This is a genomic window from Methylomonas stagni, assembly GCF_050154735.1.
GTDB lineage: Bacteria > Pseudomonadota > Gammaproteobacteria > Methylococcales > Methylomonadaceae > Methylomonas > Methylomonas koyamae_A.
This window is the reverse complement of record NZ_CP189557.1, coordinates 2,632,157-2,649,404: the sequence shown is the minus strand read 5'-3', so window position 1 is coordinate 2,649,404 and position 17,248 is coordinate 2,632,157. Positions and strand designations below refer to the sequence as shown.

The window sequence follows — 17,248 nt, the reverse complement described above, 5'->3', positions numbered from 1 at the left end:
GATGAAGCATTTTTTGGCATTGCTAAAAGCCCGCAATATCGAATTGATCCGCGACAAAGCCACCTGGATCTGGAATTTCGTGTTTCCGGTGATTTTGATCGTCGGCATAGCGGCGATATTCGACGATCAGGACAGCGCGCTGTTTAAAGTGGGCGTGACCGGCGAGGCTAATTCGCAGATTACCGCGTTTAAGACCACCCAATATCTGCAATTCATCGACTACCCGGAACTGGATAAGGCGTTAGCCAAACTGCAGCATCATCAACTGGATATGGTGGTGCAAGGGGGGCGGAAAACGGCTATTGGATAAACGACAGTTCCGGGCAGGGCTATCTGCTGGAAAAAGTCCTGCTGGCTGGCGATCGAGCCGCCACCTGGAAAAAGCAAGTGGTTTCCGGGCGGCGGGTACGCTACCTCGATTGGGTTTTGCCCGGCATTTTAGCCATCAACATCATGCACGGCAGTTTGTTCGGAGTCGGATTTACGATCGTCAGGTATCGCAAAAGCGGCGTGCTTAAACGCTTGAAAGCCTCGCCGGTCAACGCTTTTGAGTTCCTGTCGGCGCAAGTCGTCAGCCGGCTGGGGCTGTTGATGCTGGCGGTCGTGCTGCAATTTGTCGCGATGAACGTCTTGTTCGACTTTTTAGTGCAGGGGGCTTATGCCTTGTTGGCGCTGATAGCGGTACTCGGTTCGGTAACTTTGATCAGTCTAGGTTTGTTGATGGCGAGCCGGACCGGTAGCGAGGAGTTGGCCTTGGGCATCCTGAACCTGCTGACCTTGCCGATGATACTGCTGTCCGGGGTTTGGTTTTCGCTGGAAGGCGCACCGGCGCTGTTGCAGAACCTGACGCTGATTTTCCCGCTAACCCACATGCTGCAAGCGGCTCGCGCGGTCATGATCGACGGCGCCGGTTTGGCCGAGATAGCACCGGCGTTGATGAGCCTGGCCGCGATGACGCTGTTGTTTCTAACGACCGCCGCGCTGCGGTTTAAATGGGTGGAAGATTGAGGAGCGGTCAATCCATGGAGGTCCGTGCGACTCACCGGGAGCTGGCGCATTCCGCCCGTTGATTCGACGTGGCTTAGGTTTCGAGATACGTGGAGTTGTCACAAATACCGGCGAATCGTTTGAATAGGTGATTTCACGCAGTTGCTGAGGCAAATCACGTGGTTTGGGTTTGTTTGGCCGTCGGTAAAAATGTTAGTCGTTGTAAAACAATGGCTTTTTAATTGGCCTGGTCTTTGCTGTTAGATCAGCAACTCGGGAAATGACGATAGGTTTATGTCGGCGGGTTTGCGTTTCGCGACGCTCTCTCTAAGCCAGTATCGTTGGGTTTCGAGCCTTGGCGGCTGCCGAATGACGGCATCTTGCGCCGTTCGGAAAAGCCGCCGGAAATCTAGGAAAACCTCGCTCAAGGATTCGGGCGATGCCGCACGGAAGCGGCAATTTCGCCACATCCGCCGCGAGGCGGAGCCGGAAAGCCACGGGTCTTGGAATAAGACGGCCGGGTTGCCTTCGAACTTTGGGCTCTGCAATGGGATGTGACGCGCTTCCATCCGTATCGGGGCCTGGATTTTGCCCATTAAATCAATCTTAGATCGTTTTGTAAGGAAAACAATGAACCTATTAAACAAACACAGTTTGAAAGCGGCCTATGCCGGCGTTCTGGCAATCAGCGTATTCGGCGGCGGTCTGTTAACGGCAGGCGATGCCAACGCGGCCCTCGTTAGCGGCGTCGCGAATATGACCATCGACAATTCCGCATTTACCTCGGCTGTTGGCGGTTCCGAAGGTTGGTATATCGCCAATTTTTGGGACGAGAGTTATAACGCAACGCCGATCGATCTGGACACGACCGGCGGTGTTGCTCTCAGTCAGACCGAGACCTTCAGCGTTTCGTTGCCGGTGAACGCCAATGGCACCACCATCAGCTACGGCGCGAGAAAGCAGGAGGCCACGACGATGGATGCCAGCAACACGGCGGCAGGCCAAATCGGCTTGAGCGGTGCATTTCGGATGGAACCCGCCGGTGGCGGCTCCTACCTGAACCCTGGTGATTTTTACCTGAAAAAAGCCAGTGGGACGTGGAATATCTTTACCTACAGCGCCGGTTTTAGTAGCCCCGCGCAAGATCCAGCCTTGTTCCGCTTGGTGAATGCCACCGAGTCGGTCAACGGTAATGGCGAATTATCGCTAAGCGGCGATTTGTATCTTTCCACTTTGGGTTACTCCTGGAATTTGCTGTTTAACGGCAGCACATCGGTCAAAGTGGGTACCTTCAATCTGGCGCCCGCCGCAGTGCCGCTGCCGGCCGGCGTGTGGTTGTTCGGGAGCGGATTGGTCGGCCTGTTAGGCGCCTCCAGAGGTAAATCGGGCTTATCCGCCTAAGCCTTACCAGACCGCTCATCCTTCCGTCGCAAAAGGCTGCGGGGCGCTTTGCTTTCCGTTAACGGTCGGGGGTAGAGCCCGAACTTGGCCGGTAAGCGACTTATTAGAAACCCAATTTTTTTCAAGGAATACGCATGAAATTTCTATACCTGATCGTGCTGTCGTTAACCCTTGCCGCGACATCCGCGCACGGCGCTACCGTATCCGGCGGTTCGCTGATTATCAATATCGATCGAGACGCTTTCGAGAACGGTATCGATCTAGATAGGACCGCTGCGCCATCCATATACGTCGAGGAATACTACGACGCTTCGCTGGCCTCAAAAACCTTTGAAGAGTTGCGCGATTACAATACGCCCGTCGATCTGACCGATTACGCGGCGAACGAAATTCCGGCCACCGGATTGAAATTTACCGTCAATGGTGCCCATGTGGCCGACAACCCGTCGGGTCGGCACAATAGCGCCACTGCCTTCACGTTCGACCCCAACGACATTACCGGCACCGCGTCGGGCTCTATCGGCCTGGCCGGCGGCCTGCGCTATCGAGTGGATGTCGCGCCCCCCACTAACCGGGTATTAATGGGCGACATGACGCTGACCTATAATCCCGCGGAAGCGCTAAAAACGCCGGAAAGTTCGGATTGGGTCATTTACAACACCCTCGGCTTTAAAGCGGTGGCTTTCGAGTTGTTTAACGTGGTTTCCGAGATCAACGGAAACGTGCTGTCTTTGAGCGGCGAGTTGGGTTACGGTTGGGGATTCGATCATCTTGGGGCCGGTCCGGCCCGCAATGCTAATGCGCGCATCGGTACCTTCAGCTTTCAAACCTCCGTGGTCCCGCTGCCGGCCGCCGTCTGGATGTTTATGACCGGCTTAATCGGCATGGGCGTGAGCGGTTTTCGCAACCGATCCGCTTGATCGGGATATCAGTTAACAGGAGGTTTCGATGACATGCCATCGCCTTGAAACATCAAAATACTTGACCGCGGTTTCGACGGTTTTCGCGCTGGTCGCCGGCGGATTCGTTACGCAGGCCGATGCCGCGTTGTTAAACGCGAATTCCGGAGGCACCTTCACGATGAATCTGGACCGCGATGCTTTAGCGCTCTCCAACTTCGGCTCGTTGACCCAGCCGGGATACTTTCTGGCGCAATATTTCGACACCATCGAGTCCGACTACACGGTTCGCACCGATTCGTCGTTTTACTTCAATAATCCGACGCGTGTCGAAATTCCAGCCGTGAACTTGGTACACGACATCACCCCCGTCAGTGCCAGCAACCCCAGCGGTCAGCTTTCCGGCCGCAACGTCCAAGCCACGACGCCGGACTTCTCGATCGATTCGGACACCTTGGCGGGTACCGGCACGATGGGCATGACCGGCGTCGAGATGTTTCGAGGAAGCTTTTCCGGCACCTTGCTGAACGGCGATTACTCGCTGAAATACGACCCGGAGGCGCGGCAGACCATGTGGGATGCCTTTGGCGTTTCGGGCACGCCGGGCGGCTGGTATTTGCAGAATAACGTTTCGTTTAGCGCGGTGGCTTACGAATTGGCTAATTTGCGGTTGCAGTACAGCAGTGCCGGCGATTGGATGCTCAGCGGCGATTTATTACTGTCCCCCGAAAACGCGTTCTTTTTGAAAAATACCGTCTTGGCCGATTTGGGGGATTTTTGTTTAGGCGTGGGTGCCTATAGCGGTTGCGGCCAAGTGGCCGCCGTTCCATTGCCTTCGGCGGTTTGGTTCTTCGCTTCGGGGATTGCCGGTATCGGTATCAACGGCTATCGCCGATTCAGGAGGGCGTGATGGACGTTCGCCTAGGTCGCGCCGCGCCGTTGCCGCGAGGGATTTCCGCCCATTGCTTGGGCTTGAGCGTGTTAGCGGTCTGCGGCGCGATGCCGGAAAGCGCCGCTGCGCAATCGCTGTTTCCGTACGGACCGTATTCGAGCATTCAAATGAATGTGGACCCGACCGGCGATAACGTTGTCGGCGACGCGGCTCACGAGCCGACGATCGCTCTCGATCCGAATAACCCAGACCGGTTGGTCGCGGGCTGGAAGCAATTTACCAGTATCGCTTCGGGCAGCCGGGAAGGCGGTTGGGCTTATAGCGACGACGGCGGTAAGCACTGGCATTTTCAAGGCGTGGTGACGCCGGGCGAACAACGGACCAACATCATGGTGGATGTCGATTCGGCGGGCAATTTCTACTACCAGAGTCTGCATTACGACAGCACCGGCAACTTCGCGGCGGACGTGCAGGTCTTCAAGTCGCTGGATGGCGGCGTCAGCTGGCAAGCGCCGGTCTACGCCCACGGCGAAGGCGCGGATAAAGGCCGAATCGGCATAGACCGGAGCGGAACCGCCAGCGACGGCCATATTTATTTGCACTGGCGGGAAGGTTTGGACGACAAGCGTTTTACCCGCTCGGTTGACGGCGGCCTGAGCTACGAAGCGCCGGTCAGCGTGCCGGAAAACCCGTCGTTCGGTACCATCGGCGTAGGTACCAACGGCGAAGTGTATCTGGCCGGTCGTAAGGAAAGCGGCAGCTTGGTGGGTACCAAGCTGGTCTACGACGGTTATTTGTTCGCCACCTCGTTGAACGCTCGCGATCCCAACGCAATACCAAGTTTCACGACCCAAGCCATCGATATGGGCGGTTCGCCGATCACCTTCATGATTCCCAACAATCCCAACCCGCTTGGTCCGATCGGCGATATTCAAGTCGCCGTCGATCATTCGGCAGGTGCGTTGCGCAACAACCTTTATCTGCTGGCTCCGGTCGATCCGCCGGGCACGGACAATCTGGACGTCAACTTTATCCGCAGTAGCGACGGCGGGCTGACCTGGTCGGCGCCGCTGCGCATCAACACGGATACGGCGGATCGGAACGCCTTTCAGTGGTTTCCGATGTTGGGCGTTGCCGACAACTCGCGGATCGATGCGGTTTGGTACGACACCCGCGAAAAACTCCAAGCCGGCACATCCCAGTTGTTTTATTCCTACTCATGGGACGGCGGGGCGACTTGGAGTCCGAATCGAGCGGTCACCGCGACCTTCAACACCCAAACCGGTTATCCGTTGGGCGTCGACAAAATCGGCGACTATAGCCATCTGGTTTCCGACAAATACGGCGCTCACGTGTCCTACACCGCGACCTACAACGGCGAGCAGGATGTGTACTATTTGAATGTATTTCCGGATTGCAATAACAACGGCAAATCCGACGTCTTGGACATCGAGCAACGCCAAAGCGGCGATACCAACCAAAATCATCTGCCCGACGCTTGCGAAAACATGACCGTGACCGGCGATCAAGACAGCGACCGCGATGTCGATTTACTCGACCTCAATATCTTGCTGGCCGCTCGAAACAAACCGGCGAGCGGTGCCGGCGACCCCAGGGATTTGGATCATAACGGCACGATCAATGTGCTCGACTCGCGCAAACTGGCCCTGTTGTGTACGCGACCGCAATGCGCGAAGTAAGCTCGCGGGATTCGATACACACGTCTTGGATACGATCACTTAAACCCTTCCCCTTCACTTCCGATTGACGTCACCGACCTGCCGCTCGGTGACGGCTTGTTCGAATCGCCGTTCCCTGCTCTCCAGAAATCGGAACTGGCATGCTCTCATGTTTGTGCAAATCATCGGTTTTATCCTACTGACACGGCTACTTGTTCTGTGCCGGCGAGTAGATAAAAGACGTCACACGATGATGACCGGCCTACTAAAACGCTCCAATCCTTCGAATCGTAACCGTTTGGCAGCGTAGCGACTTACCACCGCTGCCAAGGTCATTGATCTATTGACTCGCGGTATCGGGATGACGGCCCGACGAGTCGGCGAATTTCGGCGGAATCCTTTTCAATGTTCATGATCCGGCCGATGGCTCTGCCTCTTCGCCTATCGCTAAGCCGAGAATGCACCGATCCGTGATAATCTGCTAGCCGAGGCGATGGCGCAGCGAGTTCCGCGCGTCGATTCGTCGCTTCGACTTTTTATAACGTGTCCGGGGGATGACGATGAACGAAGATGCCTTGAATTTGGAAGTCCGTAAGTTCCTGAAAACCGTCGGGATCGCTTCGCAGCGCGAACTGGAGCACGCGGTGTTGAAAGCGGTCGAGGCCGGCATACTCGAGGGTTCGGAGACTCTCGCGGTGGCGATGACCTTGGAGGCGCCCGCGCTGGGGATACGTCACACCATCGAGGGCAGTATCGCGCTGGAATAGTTTCCGCGCCTAACGTTGCGATTGGCGTCGGCGCGAGACGGCCGACGGTCCTTGACTTGTCCAGCGACTCTATTTTTAAGACCGGCCCGCATGGCTGGCCGTTTTGACTCAGCATGATTGATTTATGACCGAACTGATCTGGATCGCCGCCGCTTATTTGGCCGGCATGGTTGCCAGCCGCTTGTCGTTTCCACCCTTGGTCGGCTACTTGGCCGCCGGCTATGCCCTACATGGTTTGCAAATCGCGCCGTTGCCGAATCTTGGTCACGTGGCGGAAATCGGCATCGAACTGTTGCTGTTTTCGGTCGGTTTGAAGCTGAAGCCTTCGTCGCTAATCCGCCGCGAGGTGTTAAGCGTCGGCGGTTTGCACCTGTTGCTGACGGCGGTGACATCGGCGTTGGTGTTTTTCTGGCTGGAACAAAAGGTGACCGGCGGTTTGGTGTTGGGAGTCAGTTTGGCGTTTTCCAGCACCGTGTTGGCGATCAAGGTATTGGAAGACAACGGCGAATTGTCGACGCTGCACGGCCGCGACGTGCTGAGTATTCTAATTTTGCAGGACATTGTCGCGATCGTCTTGTTGGCGGTGGCGGACGGCAAACAACCCCAGCCTTGGGCTTTGGCCTTGTTGGCCTTGCCGCTGTTGCGGCCGCTGGCGCATCGGATTTTGTCGGCCAGTCGCGCCTCCGAATTGAAACTGCTGCTGGGCGTCTGCTTGGCGCTGGCCGGCGGCGTCGCGGCCGAACGGGTCGGCATTTCCGCCGACATCGGCGCGCTGCTGACCGGCGTGATGCTGGCGACCCATCCCAAGATCGACGAATTGACCGATCGGCTGTGGAGCTTGAAGGAGTTGTTTCTGGTAGCCTTCTTTCTGCAAATCGGTCTGGCCGATCTGCCGAATCGCGAACAGGTGACGCTGGCCTTAAGTTTACTCGGCTTGCTGCCGCTGCAAGGCGTGTTATTTTTCGGGTTGTTTCTGTTCGCCGGCTTGCGCGCGCGCACCGCTTTCGTGTCGTCGTTGGCCTTGATGACCTATAGCGAGTTCGCGTTGATCACGACCGGCGCGGTGGTCAATGCCGGCTTGTTGACCGAGGATTGGAAGGCGATTATCAGTTTGGCGGTGGCCGGTTCGTTGGCGGTGGCGGCGCCGCTGAACCGCTACTCGCACCGCTTGTTCGGTTGGGCCGAGTGCTGGCTGGTGCGTTTCGAAAAGCAATCCGGGAATCCCGACCGCTTGCCGGAATCCTTCGGTGCTGCCGAATGGCTGGTGATCGGCATGGGCCGCACCGGCATCGCCGCCTATCGGGCGTTGTGCGAGCGCGAACAACGGGTGGTCGGGCTGGACGCCGACCCGACCGTGCTGGAAACCCTGTTGGGTAATGGGCGGCGCGTGGTCTACGGCGATGCCGAGGACAGCGAGCTGTGGAGCGGTTTGCCGCTGGAGCGCGTCAGGGGGATTTTATTGACGGTGCCGGCGTACGAGGTGCGCTGCGCCGCGATCGAGCAATTGAGGCGGCGCGGCTATCTTGGCCAGATCGGCGCGATTTGCTATCACGCCGAGGAAGCCGATCACATGAAAGCGCTGGGTGCCGATTTTGTGATACATCCGCTGGTCGAGGCCGGCAATCAATTGGCCAAACAATTGCTCGAAGGCGGCGCGTAGGCTTGGCCGACATCGAACCCTGGGTAAATTACGATAAATGGATAGAAAAAGATGAGAGCATTCCGGGACTGGACCGCGTTGGCGGCGTTTTGCGGCTTGATTTTCTGGTTGTCGGCGCAGGAGAGTTTGCCGGTCAAGATGCACTTCGAGTTTCAGGACAAAGTCCAGCACGCGCTAGCTTATTTCGTGATGGAGGTGTGCAGTTGGCGGGCGTTTCGGCATCGGCTGGCCGAGCGCCGCTTACTAGGCTTGGTCAGCGTCGCCTATTGCAGTTTGTACGGCATCAGCGACGAATGGCACCAGTCCTTCGTGCCGGGGCGCGAGCCGGGCGTCGGCGATTGGTTGGCCGACAGTTTGGGCGCGGCGTTGGCGGCCGGAGCGCTTTACGTCGCCGGCCACAGATCGGTTCTGGCCTGGATCGCGCGCTGACCGTTTATTTCGGCAAGTCGCCGAGCCGCTTGCCGGCCTGGTAAAGGCTCCAGGCCAATATCGGCACCACCAACGCGATCGCGCCGAGCAGAAATGCTCGGCTGTTCAGCAAGTTTCTCAGGGAATTGTCGGCGCCAGTCTGGCCAGTTGCGAGCGCCTCGCCCAAGTTGGCCGGCGTCGGGACGATACCTTGCCGCAGCAATTCGCCGATCGCGGCGGTGTCGTAACGGGCTTTTGCCAGGCCTTGGCTGCCGTAAGTCAGTCGGTACGCAGTATTGGGGGCGGCGATGAACAGCAGACGATAGCGTTTGCCCAAGCCGGTCAGCGCGGTGATTTGCAGTGGCGGATTGTCTTGATTGTGAATCACCAAGCGATATCGCTCGCCGCGTTGTTCCGGAAAGTCGATCCGGGTCTCGGCTTGCTGAATGTCGCCGAAGCGCAAGGCCCGCAGTTGCCCGCTGCTTAGGGTTTGCCAAGCCGAGTCGCCGGCGCCGGTTCGAGGCGTCTGCAGTTCGACATCGCGTTGAAAGCTGGGCGTGGCGACGTCCAGCCGCAGCCCGGTCAGCGGCAGTTTGCGGCAGTCGATGTCGATTAGGGTGGCGTGTCGCTCGGCGTCTTCGTGTACCTGAAAGTCCGGCAACGGATAGTCGACGACGGTTTCGGCCTCGGCGCGGCTTTCCGAACGCAGATGCCAGAACTCGATCCGCTCGATATGTAGCGGCTCCCGATACAGGGTTTGCGTTTCGCTGCGTTCCAATTCCTCGTGGCCTTGCATACGCCGGGTCAGCGCCGTGATTTCCGCGATCCGGGTTTGGCCGGTCTTGCCGACCAGGATTTTGAAATAGCGGTCCCCGTTGGCGGGCAAGGACACGTCGAGATTGGCGATCGCCAAGTGCCGGGAGTAATCGTAAACCGCCGCGTGCTCGGTCAGCGTCCGCCAGTGTTCGCCGTCGTTCGAGCCTTGTACCGTGAGTTCGTACTCGAAATCGTGTTGAGCGGTGACCAGCGTCAAGCCGTCGGCAGGTTCGGCGTTGTCGGCGAGGTGGACTTCGAAGCTCAGGCTGTCGCCAGCGGTTTGCAGCGCGGTGATCTGGCCGAGGCTGGGGCGGCGGCTACGGACCGTTTTGGTCGCGGCGGCCGGGCGCAACAGAAACGGTGTCTCGACGGCTTGGCCGTCGAGCAGACGCAGATCGCCGAAGTCGGCGGCGCTGGCGGCGTAGATTTGGCTGTCCAATTCCACCGCCAACAGCGCCTGACCGTTACCGGGCGCTTGCTGGACGGAGCGGCTGAATTCGGTCGCGCCCACCGGGGCGGACAGCGACAGCCAGCAGATAAAAAAGGCGTTACGGGGGCTCATCGTTTGCTCTCGGTCTCGGCGTTAGCGGCGAAGTTTTGCCGGTAGCGCATGTAGAAAAACGCGCCGCCGAGTACCAGCATGCCCAGTACGATGAAGGCGACGATCCGGTAGATTTGTTCCAGGCGGGCCAGGTCGACGAAAAACACTTTCCAGGCGACGATCGCAAACAAGACCAAACCGGCCAAGCGCAGTGCGGCGACTTCGCGGCGGATGCCGTGGTAGACCGAAGTCAACGCGAACAGCGACCACAGAATCGTCACGCCGCCGGAGCGCAAGCCGGGCAAATAATGCAGCAACAGCGAATTGGTTTCCAGGCTGAGAAACGCGAACAACAATACCAGCGCCGCCGTGCCCAACCAGCGGCGCACGTCGGCGGCGCTGCCTTCGTCGCCTTCCAGCCGGCGGAAAGCCAGGGCCAGAAACAGGATAATCGCGCCGAAGTCGAGCAGCCGCATCAGCGCCGATTCGAAGCGGTAAGTGCCGCCGTAATGCAAAGTCAGCAAACTGTCGCCGATCGCGGCGTGACCCAGCGTCAGGCCCCAGGAAGGTAAATCGAAAAACGTCAGTTTGATCGCCAGGCCGATCAGTAGCCAACGCAGGCCGGCTAACATGAGCTGGCCGGAGCCGGTCATGTAGCGATTCAGCAGTAGCGCGCCCAAGCCTAGCCAGACCAGCGTCAATGCCGGCGCTTGCAATGGCGGATACAAGTAGGCCAGGCTGCGGTAGAGTTCCAATTGCAGCGTGACGAATACCAGGGCTACAACGATCAGTGCGATGACGGCCAAGACGCCGCCGTCCTTCAGCCAGACCGGCACGTCCTGGGCCGGCGAACAAGCCAATTCCGTCGCCGGTGCCGGTTTTTCGATCAGTGTATAGGCCAGCGCCATCGACAGTATCGGGATGCCGAAGCTGACCAGGCGTTCTATCAGCCCGAACCAGAATTCGCCCGGCGCGGCGTCCCAAGTCGCCGTAGCGTATTGGCCGGGCAAATCGATGAAAGCGTAGCGGGCGGCGACCAGCAAATACAGCAGGTAGGCGGTTTGGCGTAAAAACGCGCTACGCACTTTGCCGGCCATCCAAATCATCACCAGTGCTTGCAACGACCAACTGACGGTGATCCATTGCTTGGACAAGATTAACGGCACCGCCACGCTCAGAAAGAACGCCGCCAAGCCGATAAACCCGACTACCAACTCTCTATCCTCGATGCGGCGGGCCAAGCAGTAATACACGTGGCCGACATAGAATGCCGACAGGGCGAGGCACGGCAACGCGGTCCAGACTTGCCCGTATTCGGCGGCGATCAACTCGTAAGCGGTGCCGAAATAGATCGCCGCGTTGACCGCCAGCGCGACCAAGTCCAGCAGCGTCGAGCGTTGCCGATTGACCAGGCAAAACAAAAACACCGTCGTCGAATACAACACGAAAAATCCGGTCAGAAACGGCAGCACTTGCCAAAAGTAGCCGGACTCGTAGCGTTGCATCGCCGCGAAAAACAGCAGATAGTTGAAGGCGAAGCCGAGAAAATTCAGTACATGCCATTGCTTGTACCAGTTCACCGCCAGAACGCCGCCGCCCAGCAACAGCATATAGCTGAACAAGCCGACGAAATTCATTTGACCGGTGGACAGCAAAATCGGCGTGCAATAGCCGCCGATGATGGCGAAGATCGCCACCAGCATCGCGTCCAGCCGGATCGCCAACGCGGCGGCGCTGGCGGTAACCGTCAACATCAAGCCGAAGGCCGGATAGGCGCCGAGCAGGTGGTAGAAGGCGTAAGCGGCGAACACGCTGAAATACAGCACCGCGATGCCGCCGCCCAACAAGCCCTGGCTGAACAAATGGTACTGGCCGCCGACTAGGCGCACGCCGCCGACGATCATCGCCAGTCCGGTCAAGACGCTGAGCGCGACCCGCGCCTGTTCGCCGAGCAAGCCGTTATCGATCGAATATTTCAGAAAAAAGCCGATGCCGGTGACCAGGATCAGGACGCCGATGCGCAGCAACCAGTTGCTGGCGACCGCGTATTCGATCGAAACGCCGTCCGGACGGTGGCCTTCGCCAACCACGATCCAGTTCCAGATTTGTTGGAGTGCTTGCCTTGCCGCCAATTCGAAACGGCTCGGTTCGGCGACTTGCCAGCCGGCGGTTTGCCAAGCGTCGTTGGGAGCGGGTGTGCTCGCCGTCGGTTCGGTGTCGGCCGGTTCCGCTCGGCTGGGTTCGGGTGCCGTCGTCTCCACCGATGCGGCGCGGGGTTCGAACAAGATCTGCTCCCGCGCCGGCGTTTGCGCGTCGAAACTGGCTGGCGCGGCGGCCGGACGCTCGGTGCCGACGCGTTCCGTCAACGTCAGCAGCAGTTTGCGGTCTTCGCGCAAAGCGGCGTGCAGGTCGGCGAGCGAATCCTTGATTTCCCGGTTGATTTCGCGTTGCCGGTTGAGCAGTAGAACCAGCAGTACGATTACGACGATCGGCACGACGACCGCAACCACGGCGAGCAGTTCGAAAATATCGTCCAAGGTGGGACTCCCGGTCTATAGTTAAAGCGAGCGGAGGCTGTGGCCGGCAGGGCCGGTTTCGAGCCGTTTCGCAACCTTAGCATATTTATGAAAAATGACCGGGCGGCCGCTGGAGTGGTCGTTGCCACCTGATTGCGGAGACCGGCGGAAAAATGACCAGGAACGCAATTTTTCGGATGGGTCGTTCAGGTTTCCCCGCGCGGTGCCGATGACTCGTGATAAATTTCCAAGGAATGTTAAGCGGCCCAGAACTATGAACAGTCAAACTACTATCCAATCAAAAATTCTGCTCAGCATCGCCAGCGTGTTTGTCGTGTTGATGTTGGTCAGTAACGTGTTCATGGCCGGCCGCCAGAAAGATATGGTGCAAGCGCTGGCAACCGACAAAGCTAAAAATATTGCCGCCGGCTATTTCGACGGTATCAACACCCTGATGCTGACCGGCTCGATGTCTCAGGTCGAAGTGTTGCGGGAAAAGGCCTTGTCGCATCCCGGCGTCAGCGAGGTGCGCCTGATTCGCGGCAACGGGATCGTCGAGTTGCACGGTAAAGGCAAGCCCGAGCAAGCGGTCGTCGACGAACTCGATCGGCGCGGCCTGAGCGGTGAAGCGCTGATACGCCACGGCAACGACGCTAACGGGCGTTGGGTGACTGTGGTCGAGCCGATACTGGCCAGCAGCAATTTTCGCGGCACCAATTGCCTGACCTGCCATCCGGTCAAGGAAGGCGAGGTGTTGGGCGCGGTGCGGGTATCCTATTCGCTGGCGAGCCTGGACGACCAAATTAACCAAGATCTGATCGCCGGCTCGGCGATTTCGTTGGCGATGTTCGCCGCCGGCTTGTTGCTGGTCAATATTCTGATGCGGCGCATCGTCGTCAACCCGCTGGTGACGATGCGCGACACCGTCGATGCCATCGCTCGCCATTCGGATTTGACCGCGCGCTTGCCGGTCAATAGCGGCGATGAAATCGGCCAGGTCAGCACCTCGTTTAACTCGATGTTGGCTAATTTCGCGGCGAGTTTGAACCGGGTGTCTGACGTCAGCCGTTTACTGACCGACGCCACCGATCGCATCGCCACCGTATCGAGGCAAACCTCGCAGGCGGCCAGTCAGCAGCAGAGGGAAACCGAAAACGTCATTCAGGCGATCCACGAACTGGAGGAATCGGTGAGGGATGTGCGGCACGGCGCTGACGGTGCGGCGCGGGCTTCGGTCGAGGCCGACCAGCAAGCCGCCCAGGGCGCGGAAACCACCAAAAACGCCATCGACGGCATCTATGTGCTGGTCAGCGAAATCGAGCGGGCTTCGGAAGTCATCAAGCGCCTGGACCAAAAAAGCAACGGCGTCGGCGCGGTGTTGGACGTGATCAAGGGCTTGGCCGAACAAACGAACTTGCTGGCGCTGAACGCCGCGATCGAGGCGGCTAGGGCCGGCGAACAAGGCCGGGGCTTCGCGGTAGTGGCCGACGAGGTCAGAACGCTGGCGACCCGCTCGCATCAGGCGACTGAAGAGATCGAGAAAATCATCGACCAATTGCAGCGCGAGGCCAAGGAGGCGGTGACGGTGATGGATAAAGCCAAAACCAGCGCCGAGCAACGCCGCGAACAAGTCCAAAGCGCCGATCTAGGTTTAAGCGCGATTGCCGAGCGGGTGACTCAGATTCGCTCGTTGAATTCGCAAATGGCCTTAGTGGCCGACAATCAAAGCCGTGTCGCGCAACATGTCGGCCAAAGCATCGGCAACATTGGCGGCTTGACCGATCGCACTTCGCAAGATGCCGCGCAAACCAGCGACGCCAGCCGCGAGTTGGTGCAACTGGCCGTGCAGTTGAATGAATTGGTCGGTAAATTCCGCCGTTAACGCGCTACGTTTGACAGTTTTGGCCGGTCCGGCTTATAGTCGCCCCATGAGTCGTTTTTTTCGTCACGTTTTGCAAACAAGTCATGGCTATGGGCTTTGCTCACGGCCGTGGTGTTTGCGTTGTTCTAATATCAGTTCAAACCACCGCGGGCTCGACCGCGGTGGCTTTGTCATTTGCCTAGGGCTCGCACCAGCACAGGAGCCCTAATGAAGTCCCTTAGCATCACCTCCACTCAAACCCTGCTCGGTTACGGCCTGGCGGCCTTGGCCGCGATCGGCTTTTCCGCCAAGACGATATTGGTCAAGCTGGCCTATGTGCAAGCCGTCGATGCCGTGACGTTATTGGCGTTGCGGATGGCGTTTTCGGTGCCGTTTTTCCTGATCGTCGCGTTTCAGCAACGCGGACCCGCCGCGCGGCCGTCCCTGACGGCTCGGGATTATTGGGTCGTCGGCGTGCTCGGTTTGCTTGGCTATTACCTGTCCAGTCTGCTCGATTTCACCGGTTTGCAATATATCTCCGCCGGTCTGGAACGCTTGATTTTGTTCTTGTACCCCACCTTGGTGCTGGCGATGTCGGCACTATGGTTGAAAAAGCCGTTCGGGTTCCGGGAACTGACGGCGGTCTTGCTGAGTTATAGCGGGATCGCGCTGGTGTTCGTCGGCGAGTTGGATGGGGGCGGCGATACATTGTGGTTGGGGGCCGCTTACGTGTTTGCCGGCACGGTCAGCTATGCGCTGTACTTGCTGGGCGCCGGTCAGGCCATCGCCCGCTTGGGCGCGATGCGCTTTACCGCGTACGCAATGTTGGTCGCGTGCGCGGCGTCGATCTTACAGTTCGTGTTGACGCATCCGCCGGAGGCCTTGCTGTTGCCGATGTCGGTGTACCAATTGAGTCTGGCGATGGCGATCGTCTCGACCGTGTTGCCGGTGTTCATGCTGTCGGCGGCGATCCGCCGGATCGGTTCGGGCCACGCCTCGCTGATCGGCACGATAGGGCCGGTTTCGACGCTACTGATGGCGGCGGTGTTCCTTGGCGAACCGATGACGCTGTTGCAGGTCGGCGGGGCGGGCTTGGTACTGATGGGCGTATTGAGTTTGTCGGTACGTTGATGTCCGCCGGCTAGGCTTCGCCGCCGCCCAAGCTCAGCATTTCTCGGGCATGCGCCAAGGTGTTTTCGGTGATGGTCACGCCGCCCAGCATTCGCGCCACCTCGGCGACCCGTTCGTCCTCGCGGAGTTTGCGAACCGTCGACGAGGTGACCGCGGCATTTTGGTTTTTGGCGACGAATAAATGCTGATGGGCTTGCGAAGCGACTTGCGGCAAGTGCGTGACGCACAGCACTTGCCGGTTCAAACTCAGCCGGCGCAGCTTTTGCCCGACGATCTCGGCGATGCCGCCGCCGATGCCGGAATCGACCTCGTCGAAGATCATCGTCGGCGTGGTTTTATCGGTGCTGGTCGTGACTTGTATCGCCAGGCTGATCCGCGACAGCTCGCCGCCCGACGCCACCTTGGCCAAGGGTTTGGCGGGCAAGCCCGGATTGGTGCTGATCAGAAACTCGATGCGATCCAGGCCGTTGCGTTGCGGCTCGTTGCCATCCTCCCGGTCGAGCTTGACCAGGAACTCGCCGTGCGGCAGGCCCAGTTCCTTGATTGCGTCGGAAATGCGGCGCTGCAACTCGTCGCCGGCCCGGCGCCGGCTGGCGGATAATGCCGTCGCCAATTCGCGGTATTGCGCCAGCAGACGCTCGCAATCGGCTTGCAGAACTTCGATGCGCTCGCCGCTATGGCTGAGATTGTTCAACTCCAGCGCGAATTGCTCGGCCAGCGCCGGTAATTCCTCGGCTGGTACCTTGTGTTTGCGGCTCAGGCGTTGAATCACGCCAATCTGGTTTTCCAGCCAGCTCAGTTGGCCGGGATCGGCTTCCTGATTCTCCAGGAAACGCCGCAGTTGTTGGGTGGCTTCGCCGATCTGGATTTCGGCGTCGCTCAGCAGTTCGACGATGCCGTTCAATTCGGCGGCGTATTGGCTTAATTCGCCGACCGAGTGGATCACGTGACCCAGCATGTCGGCGACTGATTGCTGGTCGTTGTCGTAGAGGATGTCGAGCTGTTGCTGACCGACGCTCAAAATTCTGCCCAGGTTAGCCAACTTGTTGTGTTCGTCGGCCAGGGCTTGATAATCGAAATTTTCCAGATCCAGTTGCTGCAACTCTTCAAGCTGATAACGCAGCAGCTCCTCGCGTTCGGCTTGGTCACTGCCGGATTTTTGCAGTTGTTGCAGTTCTTTATGGGCTAGCCGCCAGTTTTGTTGGCAGGCGTTCAGATCGTTGAGCAATTCGGCGTGGTCGGCGAATCCGTCCAGCAGCAGACGCTGTTCGTCGGCATCAAGCAGCGTCAAATGGGCGTGTTGGCCGTGGATTTCGACCAATTGCCGGCTTAACGTTTGCAGCGTTTGCAGATTGACCGGCCGGTTGTTGATATAGGCCTTGGAGCGGCCGTCTTCGCTAACGGTGCGACGGACCAGGCATTGGCCGTCGTCGTCCAATTCGTGGTCGATCAGCCATTGGCTAACCAGCGGTGCCTTGGATAGATCGAATTCGATGTTGATTTCGGCGCGCTTGCTGCCGGGGCGCACGTAGCCGGAATCGGCGCGATCGCCCAACGCCAAGCCCAGCGCGGTCAGCAGTATCGATTTGCCGGCCCCGGTTTCGCCGGTCAGCACCGACATACCGGGTTCCAGGTCCAGGTCCAGTTTGTCGACCACGGCCAAATCGAGAATGTTCAGGTTCAACAGCAT

General features: G+C 58.8%; 14 protein-coding genes and 1 riboswitch. Of the genes, 11 read left to right on the top strand and 3 right to left on the bottom strand.

Going from position 1 to position 17,248, the window contains the following annotated elements:
• Position 1 precedes the first annotated feature (1 nt).
• From ACP4CD_RS12250 to ACP4CD_RS12210, 9 genes are all read left to right on the top strand, one after another.
• Entirely contained in the window at positions 2–310 is a 309-nt protein-coding gene (locus ACP4CD_RS12250) for a hypothetical protein (RefSeq protein WP_426991121.1), read from the top strand.
• 77 nt (positions 311–387) lie between these two features.
• Positions 388–1,008 (top strand): ABC transporter permease, encoded by a 621-nt coding sequence (locus ACP4CD_RS12245; protein WP_426991120.1) that lies wholly within the window; start codon positions 388–390, stop codon positions 1,006–1,008.
• 432 nt (positions 1,009–1,440) lie between these two features.
• Positions 1,441–1,517: riboswitch (cyclic di-GMP riboswitch) on the top strand.
• Positions 1,518–1,617: 100 nt separating this feature from the next.
• Positions 1,618–2,388, top strand: coding sequence for a hypothetical protein (locus ACP4CD_RS12240; protein WP_168031938.1), 771 nt, complete (start codon positions 1,618–1,620; stop codon positions 2,386–2,388).
• A gap of 134 nt (positions 2,389–2,522) precedes the next feature.
• Positions 2,523–3,308 (top strand): VPLPA-CTERM sorting domain-containing protein, encoded by a 786-nt coding sequence (locus ACP4CD_RS12235; RefSeq protein WP_426991119.1) that lies wholly within the window; start codon positions 2,523–2,525, stop codon positions 3,306–3,308.
• A gap of 28 nt (positions 3,309–3,336) precedes the next feature.
• Positions 3,337–4,197, top strand: a complete 861-nt coding sequence (locus ACP4CD_RS12230) for a hypothetical protein (RefSeq protein ID WP_168031936.1) — start codon at positions 3,337–3,339, stop codon at positions 4,195–4,197.
• A complete protein-coding gene (locus ACP4CD_RS12225) occupies positions 4,197–5,879 on the top strand; it encodes a hypothetical protein (RefSeq protein ID WP_426991118.1) in 1,683 nt (560 codons plus the stop codon). The genes ACP4CD_RS12230 and ACP4CD_RS12225 overlap by 1 nt, the downstream gene beginning before the upstream one ends.
• Before the next feature lie 539 nt (positions 5,880–6,418).
• Positions 6,419–6,625 carry a DUF6494 family protein gene (locus ACP4CD_RS12220; protein ID WP_426991117.1) on the top strand — a complete coding sequence of 69 codons (207 nt, stop codon included), beginning with the start codon at positions 6,419–6,421 and terminating at the stop codon, positions 6,623–6,625.
• A gap of 124 nt (positions 6,626–6,749) precedes the next feature.
• Positions 6,750–8,285, top strand: coding sequence for a cation:proton antiporter family protein (locus ACP4CD_RS12215; protein ID WP_281022414.1), 1,536 nt, complete (start codon positions 6,750–6,752; stop codon positions 8,283–8,285).
• A 51-nt stretch (positions 8,286–8,336) separates the two neighbouring features.
• Entirely contained in the window at positions 8,337–8,714 is a 378-nt protein-coding gene (locus ACP4CD_RS12210) for a VanZ family protein (protein WP_426991116.1), read from the top strand.
• Between the two features lie 4 nt (positions 8,715–8,718).
• Here ACP4CD_RS12210 and ACP4CD_RS12205 read toward each other — a convergent pair whose 3' ends face one another.
• On the bottom strand, positions 8,719–10,071 hold the full coding sequence (locus ACP4CD_RS12205; protein WP_426991114.1) for a DUF3999 family protein: 1,353 nt from the start codon (positions 10,069–10,071) through the stop codon (positions 8,719–8,721).
• Positions 10,068–12,587, bottom strand: a complete 2,520-nt coding sequence (locus ACP4CD_RS12200; RefSeq protein ID WP_426991113.1) for a DUF2339 domain-containing protein — start codon at positions 12,585–12,587, stop codon at positions 10,068–10,070. The genes ACP4CD_RS12205 and ACP4CD_RS12200 overlap by 4 nt, the downstream gene beginning before the upstream one ends.
• Before the next feature lie 253 nt (positions 12,588–12,840).
• Here ACP4CD_RS12200 and ACP4CD_RS12195 point away from each other — a divergent pair, with 253 nt between their 5' ends.
• Entirely contained in the window at positions 12,841–14,448 is a 1,608-nt protein-coding gene (locus tag ACP4CD_RS12195) for a methyl-accepting chemotaxis protein (protein ID WP_313728861.1), read from the top strand.
• A gap of 207 nt (positions 14,449–14,655) precedes the next feature.
• A complete protein-coding gene (locus ACP4CD_RS12190) occupies positions 14,656–15,558 on the top strand; it encodes a DMT family transporter (RefSeq protein WP_426991112.1) in 903 nt (300 codons plus the stop codon).
• Positions 15,559–15,568: 10 nt separating this feature from the next.
• On the opposite strand, the gene recN is transcribed toward ACP4CD_RS12190, so the two are convergent.
• Entirely contained in the window at positions 15,569–17,248 is a 1,680-nt protein-coding gene (gene recN, locus ACP4CD_RS12185) for a DNA repair protein RecN (protein ID WP_426991111.1), read from the bottom strand.

Excerpts from the sequence above, each read along its gene's own strand:
- ACP4CD_RS12195 (WP_313728861.1), top strand. The coding sequence starts at position 12,841 with ATGAACAGTCAAACTACTATCCAATCAAAAATTCTGCTCAGCATCGCC.
- ACP4CD_RS12210 (WP_426991116.1), top strand. The coding sequence starts at position 8,337 with ATGAGAGCATTCCGGGACTGGACCGCGTTGGCGGCGTTTTGCGGCTTG.
- ACP4CD_RS12220 (WP_426991117.1), top strand. The coding sequence starts at position 6,419 with ATGAACGAAGATGCCTTGAATTTGGAAGTCCGTAAGTTCCTGAAAACC.
- ACP4CD_RS12205 (WP_426991114.1), bottom strand. The coding sequence starts at position 10,071 with ATGAGCCCCCGTAACGCCTTTTTTATCTGCTGGCTGTCGCTGTCCGCC.
- ACP4CD_RS12250 (WP_426991121.1), top strand. The coding sequence starts at position 2 with ATGAAGCATTTTTTGGCATTGCTAAAAGCCCGCAATATCGAATTGATC.
- ACP4CD_RS12230 (WP_168031936.1), top strand. The coding sequence starts at position 3,337 with ATGACATGCCATCGCCTTGAAACATCAAAATACTTGACCGCGGTTTCG.
- recN (WP_426991111.1), bottom strand. The coding sequence starts at position 17,248 with ATGCTGTTGAACCTGAACATTCTCGATTTGGCCGTGGTCGACAAACTG.
- ACP4CD_RS12235 (WP_426991119.1), top strand. The coding sequence starts at position 2,523 with ATGAAATTTCTATACCTGATCGTGCTGTCGTTAACCCTTGCCGCGACA.
- ACP4CD_RS12240 (WP_168031938.1), top strand. The coding sequence starts at position 1,618 with ATGAACCTATTAAACAAACACAGTTTGAAAGCGGCCTATGCCGGCGTT.
- ACP4CD_RS12225 (WP_426991118.1), top strand. The coding sequence starts at position 4,197 with ATGGACGTTCGCCTAGGTCGCGCCGCGCCGTTGCCGCGAGGGATTTCC.
- ACP4CD_RS12190 (WP_426991112.1), top strand. The coding sequence starts at position 14,656 with ATGAAGTCCCTTAGCATCACCTCCACTCAAACCCTGCTCGGTTACGGC.
- ACP4CD_RS12215 (WP_281022414.1), top strand. The coding sequence starts at position 6,750 with ATGACCGAACTGATCTGGATCGCCGCCGCTTATTTGGCCGGCATGGTT.